Raw genomic sequence first — 19,181 nt, 5'->3', positions numbered from 1 at the left:
AAATACACCACAGTCCGATGATGCAGGCTATTATAATACAGAAGCGCGGACTGCAACGCCACGTCTTAATTGGAGGTCGTAGGAAACCTTGGATACAGATGTAGAGATAGCAGCCCACGCCGTATGCGTGAGAACCGCTATGCCATCTTTGTATCCTGAAAAGTTCCTACGTTTCCAATTACAAGAGAGCATACCGCTTCTTATTTTCAAAATGTCGCGGGCCGACTTGCGTCAACCCGACCGCAAAGGTACGAAAAATTTATGGGATTTTAACTATTTAGTGTGTTAACTCGGCAAGATTTTGGGCTGAGGTAACCATATTTGACTCGGACAAGCCTCGTCGAGCTAAAGGGCTTAAATCAGGCAATAAATATCAGAGTGTCCTGACGGCCTGACATGAATAATCCAACACTGCAATATGGAAACTTTTCCAAACAGCGCTATGTTATACAGTTATGAATTTCATTACTACAGAAGCTATGAGATTCTTCATGATGGTTTCTGACCGCTTAAATGAGGCCCTTGCGGTCTTTTGCCAACGAAAAAAGCCCACAAAAGAAGCCTCCTTTATAATGAAAAATCGATTTTTATGAAAATAATAGCTATTGAGGAGCATACCGTCAGCAAGGCAATAGAAACGGCCAACAGCAAAACCATATCGAAGGTATTCCCTTTTATAAGGCATTCCAGCACCCCGTACCCTCTTATCATATTGAACTGCCTAATTTATTTCAATTGGGAGAACGGCGTGTCAACGAACTCGATGCGGCGGGAATCGATATGGAGGTGCTGTCGTATGTCAACGTAACGCAATGGCTGACAGGCTCCGAAGCCTTAACGCTTTCCAAGCAGGCCAACGAAGCCCTTGCTCAGAACGTGAAAGAGTTTCCTGACAGATTCCGTGGGTTCGCCACATTGCCATGGAATCAACCCGATGCCGCAGCCGACGAATTGAAACGCACAATTGAAGAGTACGGATTTGTAGGGACTTTGCTTTCAGGCAGGCCACAGACAGGAAACGTATATGCCGACGACCCAATGTACTTCCCTATCTGGGAGATACTGACAAAATATGACTTACCCGTATATGTGCATCCCCACTATACATCTCCTGATGCTTGCAAGGCATATTACTCAGGACTCGGTGACGAGCTGGACGCCATATTAAGCACTATGGGATATGGCTGGCATCTGGAGGCCGGCATTCAGGTTATACGTATGATTCTTGCCGGGGTATTCGAGAAGTTTCCGACTCTTAAAGTAATTTCAGGCCACTGGGGCGAGATGGTTCCTTTTTATCTGCCGCGACTTGACCAGATGTTCCCGCCGGCCCTTTCAGGACTTCCTGAAAAATTTTCAACCTATTACAAACGAAACGTTTGGGTGACGCCCGGCGGCATATATGACAATGACGATTTATTATATTGCCTTAATAAAGTGGGGATAGATCATCTGCTATTTGCAACCGACTTTCCCTACGTTCCGCTCGCGGGAGCCAAACCATTTCTCGACAACGCACCGCTATCGGAAGGGCAGAAAGAAAAATTTGCCTACTTAGGGATACTCAGTTAATTGCCAACTAATTGTTTGCCAAAGTCGTAGATATTTTGTAACTTTACAATGAACCCCCGATGGACCCATCACGGGCTTATTCGGGGGTAATTCTTAAAATAATTGTACGTGAAGTTACGAAAAATATCCGAGATTACGGCCACGTTGCCGTTTACCGAGTTCGATTTCATGCAAAAATATCGCGAGAGTTTTGCCGTAAGCGAGCTCGGGCGCATCCATGCGCAATTGCCATTGAAAGAACTGGCAGAGAAAATCCGTTCGCATTTTCCCAAAACGCATCCTCAGGGCAACACTCCGATGTTCCCGCCGGAGGGAGAGGTGGCGCTGATGTTTCTCAAGCCATATACCGGACAGTCGGATGACGGCCTGATCGAGATGCTCAACGGCAGTATACACATACAGATGTTCTGCGGGGTGCTCATAGATCCGGCCAACCCCATAAAGAACGGCAAGATAGTCAGTGCTATCCGTCAGCGTATAGCCGGAGCTCTTGATATCAAAGAACTACAGAAATTGCTGTATGACAAGTGGGGCGGTTTGTTAAAAGACAAGAACCTGTGCCTGACCGACGCCACCTGTTACGAGAGCCATCTGCGATTCCCGACAGATGTAAAGCTGTTGTGGGAATGCTGCGAGTGGATTCAATCACTTATAAAAAAGACCTGCAAGGCGTTGAAGGAACGGTTGCCACGCAACAAGTATCGTGATATTGACCGCGACAGACTCACCTATGCCAAGCATCGCAAGCACACCAGGGCGGCAACCGCCAAACTCCGCCGTCGATTGCTCGGCCTGCTTTCCAAACAGATAGGTCAATGGAACAGAATCTGCAAGATACACACCGTTGACATCACGCTCACCGCAGAGCAAAGCAAGCGTCTCAGTGCATTAAAAGAGGTGTATCGCCAGCAGAGCGCACTTGCTCAGAAAAAGGAGGTGAAACACCGTATCGTCAGCATAGACCGTCCGTACATCCGTCCTATTGTCAGAGGCAAGGAGAACAAGCGAGTGGAGTTCGGAGTCAAGGTCAACAACATCCAGATTGACGGAATTTCATTCATCGAACACCATTCCTTCGAAGCCTTCAACGAGGGCGTGAGATTACAGGAGTGTATTGAATATCAACAGGAACTGACCGGTATCAAAGTGACCAGGGTAGGGGCAGACACCATCTATGCCAACAACGACAACCGGCGGTATTGCACCGAAAACGGCATGACGACCTGTTTTGTCCGCAAAGGCCCGAAGCCCAAGGATGAAGATGCTGACATAAGCACAGCCCGACGAATAATCGGGACACTGCGCTCTACCGCCATGGAGGGCAGTTTCGGTAATCAGAAACAACACTACAGCGTTGGCCGGATAGCGGCACGCAACTCCCGCAGCGAAACCCTGCTGCTCTTTTTCGGCATCCACATGGCAAACGCCGCAACACTTGCCGCCCGACAACTCGCCATCGAAGAAAAAGAGAAGCAGTTACAAAAACAGCGAGCGTGAAAAATCATACTGTCATCTCATCTCCGAAGCACATCGGAGGCGAATCAGTGTATCCCTATTTGTCCGAAATGTCATATTTTATCGCCGAGAATTGAAAATTTGCCCTCATAATCAAAACAGCACCGCCATAGGGCGACCACGCTCCATTTTCAGCTTGATAAATCAAGCCATTAACTGAATATCCCTAATTAAACGCAGAAAAACTGCTACACCTTTAGCCACCTACAGCCACAATTCGATTGAATCGTGCCAATTCCGCCACAACTTTGTGGCAATCCGTAGGGATAATATCACTTGCTCCATTGATATCTTATGGCATTATGGGCATTTTGCACAAGGTGTTAACTTGATGCCTGACTTGTGGCTTAAGCATCAAGTCAGGCATAAAGTTAATATTATTCATGCCGTACAACATACTTTTGATTTCGGCTATTTGGCTTTTCAGGGATTGTCATAGTCAAAGTGAATCCCAATAAAGGATTAATGTATTTCTTCTTAAACTTCACTCTGTCCTTATATCCAAGATATCGCATTATCTCGGTTAATGAACGTGGCTCTTTGCAGAATTCTACAATCTTTTCCTCAATCGATTGACTTAGGGGTTGACTTGTGCCCTTCGACAAGTCAGAGCCCATTGTAGCATGGACATTGACACGGAAGGCAGTGATTGTATTTACATCAAATTCTGCGAGCGGATTACCGTTATCTTTAAGCATCTCCTGCACACGGGTAACGCCACGGTTGAATTTGTTGACATATTTCATCACTCTCATGGCTTCTGCCACGAGTGGGTTGCGATAGTCATTGACCGACGGGAAGTTCTCAGGACGGGCTTCGCCATATAGTCCACCGGCATTCATCAATTCGATATAGTCATCAAACTGATACAGGCGAATAGGCATATTCGCTTGGTAATCACGGTGCATACAGGCATTCATCAGCAATTCTCGGATAGCACCTTCGGGATAATTCCAGACAGTGCGTTCACGGAATAGCGATTCGGGAACCGGACGCTGTGTGATGATGGCATCCTTTACAAATGATTCCAGTGTCGGCAACATTCGATATAGGGGTCCGGCAAACTGGCGTTCATTAAGAATGTCTCCACCTTTGTCTTTCCCAGCAAACCGCACAAACTGCACGTAATCGCCGAGAAGAAAGTATTTGGGATTGATGCCGAAAAGTATTATGCCGGCATATGTAGGGCAGTCGTTGTCACGGTCATAGAGGTGTATTGACGCGAGTTGTTCCTTGATGTCGCGTTTGTCGTCCGCGAGAGTTCCTTCATCAAACACCATCGGGAGATATCTGATCTTGATGTAATCGAGGTCCAAATCTTCCAGTTTGGCGTTTAAACAAGGTGTCGCGTCAAAGGTTGCCATGAAAGAACAGCGACGCTCCGCAAGTACTCTCTCTTCTGCTTCCGTCGCAATATCCCTGCGAGGCCCGACACGAATAAATACCCTACCACGATAGCGAACAGGAGGTAAATCGGATGGTCTGACTTCGGCAACCAATAAATCGCCTTCCGGGAATTAAAAACGTTCGACTGACATGGCAGGCAACGGGAGAATATTGCCGTCAGAACGGATGCCCGCAATCTTCTTAAGCAGGGCATCATCAACTTTCATACCGGCAATACTGCCATTATCTTTTGCTCCGATAATCAGATAGCCGTTCTTGCGGGAGCCGGGCATATCATTTGCAAAAGCACAAATGGCCTCACAGAACTTGTCCATGTTGCCCGTGCTGATAGTACGTTCCACCCGATAAGATTCGGTGGACTTCAGCAATTCCAATATATCCTCTTTAGCTATCATTCGGATTTCTTGATTCTATATATGCAAAATTACAAAAAATATATCATCCAACCTTTCCACAGCCTGCATTTTATCCGACACAGACTTGCCTTATCTCCAAAACATTCCGGCGACAGTTGGCTGCAAGGAAATCCCACACACCGTCATCGCAAGGGGCCGGAATCCGTTTCTCATCGCCCTCTCTCGGTGGAAACAGTCCAGAAGAACAAGGCTTCGCCAACGGTTACGGAATGCCGGACGATTTCAAGCACTTCCTTGAATTGCACCCCGGCATGAGCTTCGAGGAAGCCAAACGCCGTTTCAAGGACGAGCAGAAAGCCAAGCAACAACGCAAAGGCCCCAAACTCCACTAACCGACAACGACACCGAGATAAGCATCTGCAATTTCGGGGGCGTATGTATTTTGATGGTGAGTAGCGGCAATAGCGGCATACATTTAAGTTTTAAACAATATCTCTCCCAATAAATTGTGAGTTAATCGAAATTTTATTAATTTTGCAATGAATAGTCTTAAGGATATAATTCATTACTGTTGTCGAGTGATACAATGTTACCATAAGACGATAGAACTGTGATATATCTTTGGTTTCAAATTTAATCTTTCTGATGATATATGAAGATATTATTACATAACTTGTTGCTTATAGCATTGTTGTGCGTTTCCTGTGGGCAGAACACAAGGCAGGAATTGATAGGTAATTATCATCGCACACAAGATGATAGTGAGATTAACTTGAATCTTTATGAAGATTCTACGTTTGTACACTCATCAACTAGGGATGTGTCAAAATATGAAATCTCTGATTACAGTGGGAAAGCAACTTTGCAATTAAATGGGAAATGGGGTGTATCGAATGATTCGTTGCAGTTAATCACACTTCATATGTCGGACTTTGGAAAAGGTATGGAGATGAATGACACCATGTACTATAAAATTATTCAATTCAAAGATGACATATTGGTAATAAAATCATTGAGCAACAATGATATTTATGAGTATCGTCGTGAAAACAATTGATAGCATCTTCTATTGATATTCAACTCCAATAGTATTCAAAATATCCGCTTACTATTTTCGACATATGGGGCATCCTTTCCCTTTCAATAATTGATATGGGAATGGCGTCCATACATGATTACATATCTTACATTGGCATTCCACTCGAATCGAAGTTTTGGCAAATGGCCTCAATAATTTAATATTGGGATGTATTGCTTTTAATTCATCCTCGTAATCTTTTGGATGCTTTTTACCATAGCGAGAACAGTATATGCACCCCGTTCCTCTTGACCTGACTTCCACCTTTTGTCTATAAGGCGGATGGTTCGGATTGGGACATTTCCATAACGCTTCATAGTCCGATTTAGGGGTGACTTCGTCAGGAGTTTTATCATTTTCGGCACACCACTCAGCAGCCAGCAGGGGATTTAAGTATGCTAAACTCGTGTCATAGGTTACTTGTTTGCCATGACAAACTGCACATTTTGAACCTAAATTTATCCTACTCCAGATAGTTGCCCTATAGCTATGTGGTTTGCCATAGTTACAATGCCAGTAAAACTCTCGTGTATCGTGATAACTAACCTTATCTGGAGTTATGTTATATTTAGTAATATTATTTTCAATGTCCCAGTCTTTGGCTAATTCAGGATAAGCTATGGTAATAGTATCGGCATGATGAAATGCTTGTCCTGCACAATATGGACATCCTCTTCCTGCAAGATGTTGTCCTGCTGGGGGCGAAAAAATGCCATGTATTGAACAAATTATGTCAATTGAGGTAGAAGCATCCACATATCTTGATTGAGAATAATCATACTTATCTCCATGAATTTTTTTAGCCTCTATAACCCATTCTTCGGTTGTATATCGTTGGCGGTTAGAACAGATCTTGCATCCATATCCGTTTACTACAGAATGAATAGGCGCACTCCAACCTTTATGGGTTGAATCATTGGGACACAACCAATGAACCACGAGTGCGGATTTTGTGGTAACGTGTCTTGGGGTCAGTCTGCCGTTCCTGTTTTTATCCCAGATAGCTGCGAGAGACTTGCCATCATGCTGAAGTTTTTCGATATACGCTTCTAAACTTTTATCATAAGGAACTGTTGAAAACTCAGACTTTAACTTACGAAGCATCAATTGAAAATCAAAATTCTTCAGGTTAAAATGCTTGTTAGCCATTTGGCTAAGGACTTCCAGAAGTATTGGCAACTTTTCCTCTAAAGAATTTGGGGTATCACCTGTTTCAACGCAGATACACCCATCCATACACAATAGTGGACATCCTTCTTCTCTAATCCTAATTAGTTTGATTCCATGAGACACAATCCTTTCCGTTTTAGCAATATCTTTATCCAATCTGTTTTTGTGGTATATTGCGCCATCATATTCAATACCTACGTTTATCGAGGGTAAGAAAATATCAACGTCAGTATTTCGATCAATCTTATACGTGTTTACGGCATTTGGGAAGTATTGGGAAAGAAAGCTAAACACAATCTGTTCAGATACAGAAGTCTGCCTCCCTTTATTACACTCTTTACATCCAAATGGCGATTGTATCCTTTGATAGACTTTTTTCTTAAATTCATTCCCACATACCGAACATTTCCACCATACTTCTATATTGCTTTGTGGAAGTACATCCTCAGGGCCATAATTATTCCGAGTGGGATGCCATTCTTTAGCAATCTCAGGATAAGTAGCGGACAAAGATGTTTCCGGAGAAACCTTCTGATGGCTACAATAAGGGCAATCTCCACCTCCATTTAATTTGTTATTGGGCGAACTTGGATAAGAATGCCTATTAGGACATAGCCACCAAACTTTCTTATTGGTATGAGGGGCAATTTCATCTGGAGAAACACTATTCTTATCATAGTCCCATTCTGCCTCTACTATATCTGAATGACGAGCCTTAAGGCTATTGAACTCTGGAATGACCCTCTTGCCTCGACAAATAGGACAAATATTGTTTGTTCCTCGTTGCCGATATATTTTCACTTGATTCTGAACCTCACGTGGATATGAATATCCACAAATTGCACAACTCCAATATGCCTGAAGATGTGAACCGATGGATACACTATCTGGCCTTACCTCATTAAGGTCATTGTCCCATAATGATGCCAGTTCTGAATATAAGCTTTCGATATCGTTGTTCATTCTTTGCCGAGATGTCCTTTTTTTCGCAAATTGCCCAATGTCGTAGTCCCTGAAAGGCGGAAATAGCTATTCAATCCCTGACTCAAGCCATTATAAAACTCTATGGGCATGTATGTTTGTATGTGAACCGCACCATAAATAGATCGAATTCGATCTATATCATTGAATAATCGAGCATTATCAATCTCATTAAAAATAATTGACATGTTGACGCGATTATATTCCATGTTATAGTAGCAATTAGCTTTTGCGTAAAGGCTCTCCTCTATTTTTCTTTTTATAAAGAGTTGGGTGGTTTTTATTGCCAGTGCAGTCTCATAGAATTTTTCTATTGAAGAGAAATCTGAACTGGGTAGCTTTGTTGCATATAAATGTTTATATTTTTCCCAAGCATTCTCTTCAAATATTGGTATGGAATAATGTAGTGGAGTCTCATTTATGGCTGTGCCAGTGATACCATGTGCCTTTAGATATTCTATATTGCGTTCAATATTTTTGATTTGTAAAATCAGAATAGTAGTGGCCGCTCTAACAGACTCCTTTACTTTTTTATTATAAAGATACCATGTCAAGAAAAGGGTTCCAATCAAAGTTGCGATCAAAACGCATGTCTGAAAAAATGTAGAGTTGAGGAAAGATGATGGCGACGCATAAAAGGGTTCTACATATATTGTATCATTCATTGTATTACTATTTTTTACAAAGGTACGACATTTTTATGATAATATGGCTAATTAACGTGGTGACCCGGCGAAAATTTGGCTGAGGTCACCACATTTTAGAGGCTCCGATATGGTTAAAGTCTGTTAAAGTTTGGATTGTTGAGATGTTTTGGTGGAGTTGAACGGTGGTGAACGAAGATGAATAGTTGTCGTCCAATTTCTGAATATCAGCGGGTTAGAAATTAAGACTTATAGATATGCATACACCACAACATACATAAAGTGCGTTGTATCAATAAATTAAGTGGGACGTGGTGACTTTTGTGGTGACTCGGAGGGGTGTAGATGAATAAAAGACCGCTAACTCATTGAGAATTAGCGGTCTTTGGTGGTGCCACCAGGAATCGAACCGGGGACACAAGGATTTTCAGTCCTTTGCTCTACCAACTGAGCTATGGCACCATTGCCTTTTTGCGTTGCAAAGGTAGGGCTATTTTTTCAATTGGCCAAATTTATTTGAACAAAAATCGCCTCTTTCGCAAAATAATCCACTAAAACAATCTTAAATATCCCTTAAAACGCCTTATAGGAACAACATTCTGCACTCCACAAAGCCCACGCAGCAACAGCATAAACCGCTAACAACAAGAAAGATACTGCATCAGCAAACAAATCACATCAAAGACAATGCCCCAAAACCAATCAACAAACGACAAAATCACAAATATCATCCTTCAGTATCATGCAATTCAACATTTTCGGCTCTTCACAATATCACCCAACACAAAACCGCCCCAACAACCCACAAAATCATCACGGAGATTCACCTTACCCGCACGGTTAAGGCGGGGGTGCCGTCGATGGTTCCGGTGAGTTCTTGGCCGATTTCAAGAGTGCCGCCGGCAATCGACGACGACACTATCAAGTCGCCTATCTTCATTGTGCAATAGCGGCTTGCATCAGCTACTATGTCATATATCCTCTCAATCTCGTCACCAAGGGTCAGCTCGATGTCGCCCACCTTGGCTACGCCGAATTCGCTTCGGCTGATATCGCCAAGTATCACTGCACCTTCGTAGGCCTGCAGCAAAGCGTTATGTGCCGCAGCACGCTCCATGGCATCAACCGGCTCGGTAAGCAGGCATATTCCTACAGCGTCGACATAGCGCGGCGCAAACTTTCGTCCTATGTTTTTGCCAAGACGGCATATCCTTGCCACAATCCCCACCCTATAATTCCATCGTTCCGAAAACGGGGGTACAAAAAACGGCTTGCCGTCCTTTATTATTGCCGAATCGGGCATAAGGTCCACCCGCTGGTTTCCTGACAAAGGCGCATCCGGAGTCCGTCCATAAACAAGCACTTTCATCGTGATAATCTACATTTGCTTTCCCATGCGGTTATACATCACCGCCAGCTGGGCATAAATCGAAGTATTCTGTATCACCACATCCTGAGGAGCCGTAATGCGGAACGGCGTAAAATTCCACAAAGCCTTGATGCCGGCCTTGACAAGCAGGTCGCTCACTTCCTGAGCGTGATCGATAGGCACGGCTATCACGCCTATTTCGGCATTCAATGTGGCGAGCCGTTGGTCGAGTTCCGATATATCATATATGGGGATTCCGCACAGCGTTGTGCCCACGACATCATGACGAATGTCAAATCCCGCGACTATCCTCAATCCATAGTTAGCCAATCCCGAATCATGTATCAGGGCGCCGCCAAGGCTGCCAACGCCTATCATGACAGCGTTATGCCCCACCTTGAATCCGAGAAAGTCCTGCAACTCATGCACAAGCGAAGCCACCTCATAGCCTATGCGTGTCTTGCCTTTTATATTAAGGAATGATAAGTCCTTGGCTATCATCGACGCATCGACATTTATCTCCTTGGCTATCTGTGTCGACGACACATACTCCACTCCTGCGTCAAGCAACAGCCTCACGTAGGCAAGATACCACGGCAGACGCCTGAGCGTTGGCTCCGGAAGCTGCTCTCTCATTTGATTTATTCGCTTGTCGTCGGTCATAGTCTTGTATTAGAGTACGGGAAAACGCCATCGTGTTCCGTCTACCGAATACAAAGTTAAGCTTTTTTATTCAATTAATCAAGTCGATTTATTGCCGTTGCATCATGAATTTACTTCGACTTATTATGCCAAATCAAAAATAAATCATTACCTTTGCACCGGTTTCAACCAAGGAGTGATGCTCGAGTGGTTGAAGAGGCACGCCTGGAAAGCGTGTATACGCCAAAAGCGTATCGGGGGTTCGAATCCCCCTCACTCCGCAACTCAAACGAATGCAGCCGACCCGCTAAAGGCCGGCTGCATTTTCCGCCTTATAACACTTCCTCACGGGCACACGTGTACCCCGACTCCGGCGTATCATCCTCATCAATATTCCATTTCCGTTTAATACTGAAAAACCGACTAAGTAACTTTTCAATAAAATAACAGAAACATGAAAGAGGTAAATCCCGATGAAACAACCCGCGCCTACGCGTTCCACGCCTGGATGAAAGCGCCAATGCCCATGGTGACACTGTTCAAAACGCTGAATGTGTCGCCGCTCGTAAAATACAGCCGCAAGAAAGGACTTAAATTCAACATGCTCATGTGCTGGTGCATAGGCAAGGCCGCAAGCCGTGTCAAGGAGTTCTACATGCTGCCGGTGGGCGACAAGCTCTTCAGCTACGACACGATAGCTGTCAACACCATCGTCACCAACCGCGAGGGCGAAGTAAGCTCGTGTGACCTACCCTTCTCCAACGACCTGTCACAGTTCAATGCCGACTACCTGCGCCTTACCCGTCAGGTAACCGAGTCATGCATCAACCACGACCTCACCGACAGCATGGTCATTGGCACCTCGGCACTTGTGCAATACGACATCGACGGCGCGGTGGGGATGTACAGCGGCATTTTCAACAATCCCTTCATCATCTGGGGCAAATACCGCAAAAGCCTGTTCAAGACCACCCTCACACTGTCGTTTCAGTTTCATCACACGCAGATGGACGGCGCCCACGCCGCCCGATTCCTCGACCTGCTTCAACAGGAAATAGAGCAGTTCTGACGCCCTTTAGAGCCGGTCCGACAATAAATGTTAACGGCTCTTAACCGTCAAAAAACACCTTCCTGAATGTGATTCACCAAAATCATCATTTACTCGATGCGATAATTCTTGAAGATTTTTTTGACAAAATTAAGACTTGATTGTTATAATTACCCATCTTTTACAGTCCAAAAACGAGCAAACCCTTTTGTACATTGGCGTGAAGCCATGTGCAAAAGGGTCTATATATGTAGCACTGGAATGGGGTTATCTATATTTAACCTTTTTTAATATTAGCAATAATCTGTTTGATTTTCTGACGAGTAACAATCTCGGTGTCGAGTCTGAAGCCGGCTTTGGCATGTAGGTCATCGGTAAGATCATCCCGTGTGAAGTTAGGCTTGTAGCCTTCTCCCTTGACTATGTTCATAGTCATTGACCGTAGTTTCTCAATTATAGCGGAGGATGTGTATTTATAGTTCAGTTCCTTTTCCATTATTCTGAAGAGCAGTAGTGTGATAAAGCAGACAATGAAGTGGGCCCTTATGTGTTCCGCCGTCCAGACGAAGACGGGTCGACCCTTGAAGTCAGTCTTGATGACCCTGAAGGCATCCTCCGACTCCCAGCGGTTATGGTTCAGTTCGATGATTTTCGTCACATTGTCAGACAGATCCGTACATATCGCATAGAAGCCGTCATATTTTTCTTCTTCTGATATGGCGTCAAGATTCAGGGAGACGGTTCTGAATACCGCAACCTCGCCGTCTTCTGTGGCGTAGGTCTCGGAAAGGAACCTGTCAGGGCTCTTATAAGATTTGGTCAATGTCCTGTTTCCACGTGCATTGCTGTCAGCCTTGTCAATCTCGCGTTGACGCAGGAATCGGAGGTAGTCGCGGTATTTGTATGAAAATGTCACAATCAATCTTTGAGAGAACTTTGTCTTTTCATTGACAATCCAACGCTCGCGATAAAAAGTGCGGTCTCCGTAATAACGGGCAGTATCGGCATCAGTCAGGTCAAACTCCAGTTCATCCTCGTCTGCATCCCGGTACCGCTTGTCTTTTTGTACCGTGTCGGACTTTACAAGTTTCCATCCTGTCGGTTCCAGACACCAGTCCCTGAGATTATCCTCCAGTTTCTTTATTGACTGCACCGTTATGAATGATCTTTCTGCTGTGGAGTTATATGACCGGTTGCCTTCAGAAGAGAGACCTCCGTCTGTACAGACTACAATCTTGCTGACCCCCATCTTCTCAACTATAATCTTTTCAGTTGGAATCAAGGTAGTCTGTTCGTTGGCATTGCCGGGATTGATGCACATCGCAACCGGCATGCCGGAGTTGTCGATGAACATACCCATCTGTACGATGGGGTTCGGTCGATGTTCCTTGGAGACTCCGTACTTGCGTATACGTTCATGAACGTTCCCTTTTTTGTCTGTCACATAGTCCGGATCGGCAGATTCTCTCTCGAAAAAATAGTTGGTGCAGTCATAGTACATGACGGTCGTATCCCGTTCGACAACCTTTGACGAATTAAGGAAAAGTCTCTTCTGGATGTATTCACCGTGTCTGTCCAGGATATCCAGACTCCTGTAGATATGCTGTTTTTCTATATCAAAAGGCTCGATATAGCTTCCGCTCCTGCGATAATTACCTAGTTTTGAAGCCGGTCTCAAAAGCCGTTCGTAGACCATCAGCTCCAGAACTTTGTTGAAATCGAAGTCGAACTTATGTTTACGTGAGATTGCCTCGCATATCCTGTCCATCCCGACCTTATGGTACAGCCGTTTAAGAAACAGATATCCGCTCTCGCAACTCTGAGCCTCGCCTTTTTCAATAAGCTTTGTGGGCGACAGACGTGATATTATCACCTGCCGGCCCTCCTTCTCCTGTGCCGTAAGCCTGGCGATATATCCCCTGGCCCATTCAACAGGATCTCTGTCTCCGCATCTCTGACGAACTTCCTCAAGCGTTCCAAGGCGCTCATGGATTCTTGAGGTACTTTTGCCGTTCTTGTCCCTGTATGCCTTCTGTACATAAAGGATGGAAGTCTTTTTTGTCTTGGTTATTTTCAGCTTCATATTATGCCGCCCTGCCGTTGATTGCTACACGGTGCTACAAAGATAGTAATAAAATTTGACACGTGCAAGCGTGCCAGCAAAAAAGATTCATGAAAATGCAACTGTCAAACTACCGTGTTAACGGCTCTTAACCGTCAAAAAACACCTTCCTGAATGTGATTCACCAAAATCATCATTTACTCGATGCGATAATTCTTGAAGATTTTTTTGACAAAATTAAGACTTGATTGTTATAATTATTAAGTAACTTAGCAACTTAATTTTTGAAAGATAACAATGAAGAATCGTCGTAATTCACTGTTGAGCCGCCTTGCAGTCGTGGCTACCATCGTGATTGTCGCAATGTCAACTATCGCGGCGACACGGAGCAATAAGGGAGAAATAGCTCGTAATCTTGACATTTTCAACGCCTTATACAAGGAGTTGCAGACCAACTACGTAGACTCTATCGATGCCGAGAAGTCGATCAACATCGCCATTGCGGCCATGCTTAACGACATCGACCCCTATACCGAGTACTACGGAGCAAGCGACCAAGAGGATCTGACCATGATGACCTCGGGCGAATACGCCGGTATTGGCTCCATGATTGTGGAGATGCCCGGAAAGGGAGTGTTCATTTCCGAGCCCTACGAAGGCAGTCCGGCCCAGAAAGCGGGATTGAAGCCCGGCGACCTCATTTTAAAAATCGACAACGACTCGGTTATCGGATGGCACAGCTCGCAAGTCAGCGAAAAGCTGAAGGGCCAGCCCGGCACAAAACTTCAGGTAACCGTGAAGCGACCCTATGTCGCCGACTCGATAAAGACATTCGACCTCACCCGACGCAAGATTCAGTTGCCGGCAGTGCCCTACTACGGAGTGCTGAAGGACAACATAGGCTACATCTACCTCACCTCATTTACCGACAAGGCTGCAAGCGAAGTGAAGGACGCACTTGTGGAGCTTAAGAAAAATCCTAATGTGAAGTCGATAGTGCTCGACCTGCGCGGCAACCGCGGAGGCTTGCTCGAAGCGGCTGTAAAGATTGTGGGCCTCTTTGTCCCCAAGAACACCGAAGTTCTGCGCACCCGTGGCAAAGGCCTTCTTAACGAAAAGGTGTATAAGACCACATCGGCTCCTGTCGACACTGAAATTCCGCTGGCCGTACTCATCGACGGGGGTTCGGCTTCCAGCTCTGAAATAACGGCAGGCGCCCTTCAGGACCTCGACCGCGCCGTAATCATGGGAGCACGCTCCTATGGCAAAGGTCTTGTGCAGACCACCCGCCCTCTGCCCTACGACGGAATGCTTAAGGTTACAATCGCCAAATACTACATCCCCAGCGGACGCCTCATCCAGGCCATCGACTACAGCCATCGCAACCCCGACGGCTCGGTGGCACGCATTCCCGACTCGCTCACCAATGTATTCACCACCATCCATGGTCGTGAAGTGCGCGACGGCGGAGGCATAACCCCCGATGTAAAAATCGACTACGGCGAAGTCAACCGATTGACCTACAACATCGTCAGCGACAACTGGGCGTTCAATTACGCCACAAAGTATGCTGCCGAGCATCCCGAAATCGCCGCTGCCGAGGACTTTGTCATCACCGACTCGATTTTCAATGACTTCAAGTCATTTATCGACCCCGACAAGTTCAACTACGACAAGGTGTGCGAGTCGATGCTTGCCGCACTGAAGTCGACAGCCGAAATCGAAGGCTACATGAACGACTCCACCAAGGCTGAGTTTGCCGTACTCGAAGGCTTGCTGAAGCACAACCTCAGCCACGACCTCGACAACAACCGCGAGGACATCGAAGGCATTCTGGCAGGCGAAATCGTAAAGCGTTACTACTACCAGAAGGGACAGGTGATCGAAACCCTCAAGCGCGATGTCACAATCGACTCAGCCGAAGTAATCCTTAATGACAAAGCTCGTTACAACGCCATACTCTCTCCTGCTACAAAGAAGAATTCATAGTAGATGGACCTGAAGCAGTTATGTGAAAAGATTCTCACTCCCGGCCGGCGTGAAGCGGTCGAGAGTGCCGTAAATGACAACTCTTGCCGCCGCATTTCCCTGTATGGACTTGCCGGGTCATCGGCACCAATGTTAATGTCGGCCCTCCCCTCCCGGGGGAGGCCGATGCTTGTTATAGGCGATTCGCTCGATGACGCCGGCTACCTCTATCACGACTTGTCACGCGTGCTTGGCGAGAGCGCGGTGCTCATGTTTCCATCGGGCTACAAGAGGTCGATAAAATACGGGCAGGTCGACCCGCCGTCGCAGATTATGCGCACCGAAGTGCTCAACCACTGGTTTGACGACCCTTCGCTGCGCTATGTCGTCACCTATCCCGAGGCACTTGCCGAGCATGTGGCGACCCGCGACACCATCGAGGCTCACACCCTGCAGCTTGCCGTAGGCTCCACCGTTGACCTCGCCGAAACCGAGAAGTGGCTTCGTGAAAATGGATTCCAGGAGGTTGACTACGTGTACGACCCCGGCCATTTCGCAGTCCGCGGCTCCATTCTCGACATCTACGGCTACAGTTGCGAAGAGCCTTTCCGCATCGACTTTTTCGGCGACGAAATCGAGTCGATACGCACATTCAACATCGAAACACAGCTCTCGGAGTCAAAGCACGACCGCATATCGATTACATCCAATGTCTCACAGCAGGGCAAAGGCGAGTCGCTTCTTGACTACATTCCTGCCGACACACCGCTGTGGGTGCGCGATGCCGACTATACCTTGCAGCGCATCGAGGCTATTGCAACTGAAACATTCAGCGACAGCGCCCTGATAGCCGACGAGGGCGACAAGGACGCTCTCAAGCATGTAGTCGAGCCCGACCGGTTTGCCGAGTCGCTCAACAACATGCGCCAGATTCGATTCTCGGCGGCAGCCAACGCCGATGCCGAAGCTTCGGCCGCAATCGATTTCGGCTGTACGCCGCAGGGCATCTACCACAAGAATTTTGACCTCATCAGCGATTCACTGCTGAAGTTCATCGGCGACGGTTACACCGTCTACATTCTCAGCGACTCCGAAAAGCAGATAGAGCGACTGCGTGCCATATTTGAGGACCGGGGCGACGACATAAAGTTCACTCCCGTCATCTCTACAATCCATGAAGGATTTGTCGACCACGTGACCAAGGCATGTATATTCACCGACCATCAGATATTTGACCGATTCCACAAGTATAATCTGAAGAGCGACCGCTCCCGCTCGGGAAAACTTGCACTGTCGCTCAAGGAGCTTGGTCAGATAGAGGTCGGCGACTATGTGGTCCATGTCGACCACGGCGTGGGCCGTTTCGGCGGACTCATACGCACCGAGGTAAACGGTCGCATGCAGGAGATGATAAAACTCGTCTACCTCAACAACGACATTCTCCTGGTGAGCATCCACTCGCTGCACAAGCTTGCCAAGTACCGTGGCAAGGAGGGCGTGGAACCGCGCATCAACCGCCTCGGTTCGGGCGCGTGGGGCAAGATGAAGGAGCGCACCAAGAGCAAGCTGAAGGACATTGCTCGCGACCTCATCAAACTCTATGCCGCGCGAAAGGACGAAAAAGGATTTGCCTATTCACCCGACAGCTATCTGCAGCAGGAACTTGAAGCATCGTTCATCTATGAGGACACCCCCGACCAGCTGACGGCCACACAGGCGGTTAAAAACGACATGGAGTCGGCGCGGCCGATGGACCGCCTTATATGCGGCGATGTGGGATTCGGCAAAACGGAGATTGCAATACGCGCCGCCTTCAAGGCCGCGACCGACAACAAGCAGACAGCCGTCCTTGTACCCACTACGGTGCTCGCCTATCAGCACTTCAACACATTCAAGAATCGATTGAAAGAGTTTCCCGTGCGTGTCGACTATCTCTCGCGAGCTCGAAGTGCAAAGGAGGTGAAACAGATAAAGGCCGACCTTGCCGAAGGCAAAATCGACATTCTCATAGGCACTCACAAGCTCATTGGCAAGGACATCAAATTCAAAGACCTCGGACTGCTGATCGTCGACGAGGAGCAGAAGTTTGGTGTCGCCGTAAAGGAAAAGCTGAAGCAGATGAAGGTCAATGTCGACACACTCACCATGTCGGCCACCCCCATTCCGCGCACCCTGCAGTTCTCGCTGATGGGAGCCCGCGACCTGTCGGCCATAACCACTCCCCCCGCCAACCGTTACCCCATACTCACCTCGGTCAACGCTATAAACGACGACATAATGCTTGAAGCCGTCAACTTCGAGATGTCGCGCAACGGACAGGTGTTTATCGTCAACCACCGCATCGAGGGGCTATATGAACTGGAGGCTATGATAAACCGGCTCGTACCCGACGCACGCACAATCGTAGCCCACGGACAGATGCCGCCCGAGAAACTTGAGAAGGCCATAATCGACTTCGCCAACCACGACTACGATGTGCTCCTCGCGACTACTATAATCGAGTCGGGCATCGACATGCCCAATGTCAACACAATCGTCATCAACAACGCTCAGAACTTCGGATTGAGCGAGTTGCATCAGCTTCGCGGACGAGTGGGACGCAGCTCCCGCAAGGCTTTCTGCTATCTTCTTGTGCCGCCTCACATTCCGCTAAATCCCGTTGCGCGTCGACGGTTGCAGGCCATTGAGAGTTTCAGCGAACTTGGCAGCGGCATCCACATCGCCATGCAGGACCTCGACATAAGGGGTGCCGGAAACCTTCTCGGAGCCGAACAGTCGGGATTCATTGCCGACCTCGGTTATGAAACCTACCAGCGCATATTGAAGGAGGCCGTGCTTGAACTTAAAAACGAGGAGTTCTCCGACACTCTCACGCCCGACGACTCGAGCGACGGACAGGAATTTGTGGCCGACTGCGTGATCGAAAGCGACATGGAGCTGTTGCTTCCGCCCGAATATGTGCCTCAGGAGAGCGAACGCATAAGCCTCTACAAGGAGCTCGACGGCATAGAGCGCGAACTCGACCTTCAGCAATTCAAGCTTCATCTTGAGGACCGATTCGGCAAGATTCCCAAGGAAACAGCCGAACTGTTGCGCATCCCGCGTCTGCGTTACCTGGCCCGAAGGCTCGGAATCGAGAAAGTAGTGCTGAAACAGGGATCAATGTACATCTACTTTGTCGACGACAACAACAAGGCCTACTACCAGTCGCCTATGTTTGGCCGACTGCTCAACTTCCTGCAAGCTAATCCGCGACGCTGTCGCATACGCGAAAAAAACGGCCGTCGCAGTTTTGCGATAGCCGATGTGCCTACTGTCGAGGAAGCCGTAGCCCTGCTCAACAACGTGTTGTCGCTTGAAACCATATAA

At 47.0% G+C, this 19,181-nt stretch carries 14 protein-coding genes and 2 tRNA genes; 8 read left to right on the top strand and 8 right to left on the bottom strand.

From position 1 onward, the window contains the following. Positions 1-735: 735 nt before the first annotated feature. Both E7746_RS00400 and E7746_RS00395 read left to right on the top strand, forming a co-directional pair. Positions 736-1,572 carry an amidohydrolase family protein gene (locus tag E7746_RS00400; protein ID WP_136409463.1) on the top strand — a complete coding sequence of 279 codons (837 nt, stop codon included), beginning with the start codon at positions 736-738 and terminating at the stop codon, positions 1,570-1,572. Between the two features lie 108 nt (positions 1,573-1,680). Continuing rightward, a complete protein-coding gene (locus E7746_RS00395) occupies positions 1,681-3,069 on the top strand; it encodes a DDE transposase (RefSeq protein WP_136409462.1) in 1,389 nt (462 codons plus the stop codon). A gap of 395 nt (positions 3,070-3,464) precedes the next feature. Here the strand turns inward: E7746_RS00395 and E7746_RS00390 are convergent, their stop codons facing one another. Both E7746_RS00390 and E7746_RS15340 read right to left on the bottom strand, forming a co-directional pair. Further along, positions 3,465-4,451: an ATP-binding protein gene (locus E7746_RS00390; protein ID WP_317130899.1), complete on the bottom strand. Its 987-nt coding sequence runs from the start codon at positions 4,449-4,451 to the stop codon at positions 3,465-3,467. A gap of 153 nt (positions 4,452-4,604) precedes the next feature. Then, positions 4,605-4,889 (bottom strand): AlbA family DNA-binding domain-containing protein, encoded by a 285-nt coding sequence (locus tag E7746_RS15340; RefSeq protein ID WP_317130898.1) that lies wholly within the window; start codon positions 4,887-4,889, stop codon positions 4,605-4,607. Positions 4,890-5,005: 116 nt separating this feature from the next. Between E7746_RS15340 and E7746_RS00385 the strand changes: the two genes are divergently transcribed. Together E7746_RS00385 and E7746_RS00380 are read left to right on the top strand one after the other, a co-directional pair. Continuing rightward, entirely contained in the window at positions 5,006-5,242 is a 237-nt protein-coding gene (locus tag E7746_RS00385; RefSeq protein ID WP_136409461.1) for a hypothetical protein, read from the top strand. A gap of 260 nt (positions 5,243-5,502) precedes the next feature. Further along, positions 5,503-5,907, top strand: coding sequence for a hypothetical protein (locus tag E7746_RS00380; RefSeq protein WP_136409460.1), 405 nt, complete (start codon positions 5,503-5,505; stop codon positions 5,905-5,907). 51 nt (positions 5,908-5,958) lie between these two features. Here the strand turns inward: E7746_RS00380 and E7746_RS00375 are convergent, their stop codons facing one another. The 5 genes from E7746_RS00375 to E7746_RS00355 all read right to left on the bottom strand — a co-directional run bounded on the left by E7746_RS00375 (position 5,959) and on the right by E7746_RS00355 (position 10,755). Then, a complete protein-coding gene (locus E7746_RS00375) occupies positions 5,959-8,061 on the bottom strand; it encodes a zinc-ribbon domain-containing protein (RefSeq protein ID WP_136409459.1) in 2,103 nt (700 codons plus the stop codon). Then, positions 8,058-8,744: a hypothetical protein gene (locus E7746_RS00370; RefSeq protein WP_136409458.1), complete on the bottom strand. Its 687-nt coding sequence runs from the start codon at positions 8,742-8,744 to the stop codon at positions 8,058-8,060. Before E7746_RS00370 ends, E7746_RS00375 begins: the two co-directional genes overlap by 4 nt. A gap of 365 nt (positions 8,745-9,109) precedes the next feature. Next, a tRNA-Phe gene (locus E7746_RS00365) sits at positions 9,110-9,185 on the bottom strand. A 361-nt stretch (positions 9,186-9,546) separates the two neighbouring features. Beyond that, positions 9,547-10,092, bottom strand: coding sequence for an FAA hydrolase family protein (locus E7746_RS00360; protein WP_136409457.1), 546 nt, complete (start codon positions 10,090-10,092; stop codon positions 9,547-9,549). A gap of 9 nt (positions 10,093-10,101) precedes the next feature. Beyond that, a complete protein-coding gene (locus E7746_RS00355; protein ID WP_136409456.1) occupies positions 10,102-10,755 on the bottom strand; it encodes a redox-sensing transcriptional repressor Rex in 654 nt (217 codons plus the stop codon). A gap of 172 nt (positions 10,756-10,927) precedes the next feature. Between E7746_RS00355 and E7746_RS00350 the strand changes: the two genes are divergently transcribed. Continuing rightward, a tRNA-Ser gene (locus tag E7746_RS00350) sits at positions 10,928-11,015 on the top strand. 173 nt (positions 11,016-11,188) lie between these two features. Continuing rightward, positions 11,189-11,803: a CatA-like O-acetyltransferase, family 2 gene (locus E7746_RS00345; protein WP_136409455.1), complete on the top strand. Its 615-nt coding sequence runs from the start codon at positions 11,189-11,191 to the stop codon at positions 11,801-11,803. A 256-nt stretch (positions 11,804-12,059) separates the two neighbouring features. On the opposite strand, the gene E7746_RS00340 is transcribed toward E7746_RS00345, so the two are convergent. Continuing rightward, positions 12,060-13,865, bottom strand: a complete 1,806-nt coding sequence (locus E7746_RS00340) for an IS1634 family transposase (protein WP_136409411.1) — start codon at positions 13,863-13,865, stop codon at positions 12,060-12,062. Between the two features lie 276 nt (positions 13,866-14,141). Between E7746_RS00340 and E7746_RS00335 the strand changes: the two genes are divergently transcribed. After that, complete coding sequence (locus E7746_RS00335) at positions 14,142-15,833, top strand: S41 family peptidase (protein ID WP_136409454.1); 1,692 nt, start codon at positions 14,142-14,144, stop codon at positions 15,831-15,833. Between the two features lie 3 nt (positions 15,834-15,836). Beyond that, entirely contained in the window at positions 15,837-19,181 is a 3,345-nt protein-coding gene (gene mfd / locus E7746_RS00330) for a transcription-repair coupling factor (protein WP_136409453.1), read from the top strand.

The organism is Muribaculum gordoncarteri (assembly GCF_004803695.1).
GTDB classification, from domain to species: Bacteria; Bacteroidota; Bacteroidia; order Bacteroidales; family Muribaculaceae; genus Muribaculum; species Muribaculum gordoncarteri.
This window is presented reverse-complemented; position numbering and strand designations above follow the sequence as displayed.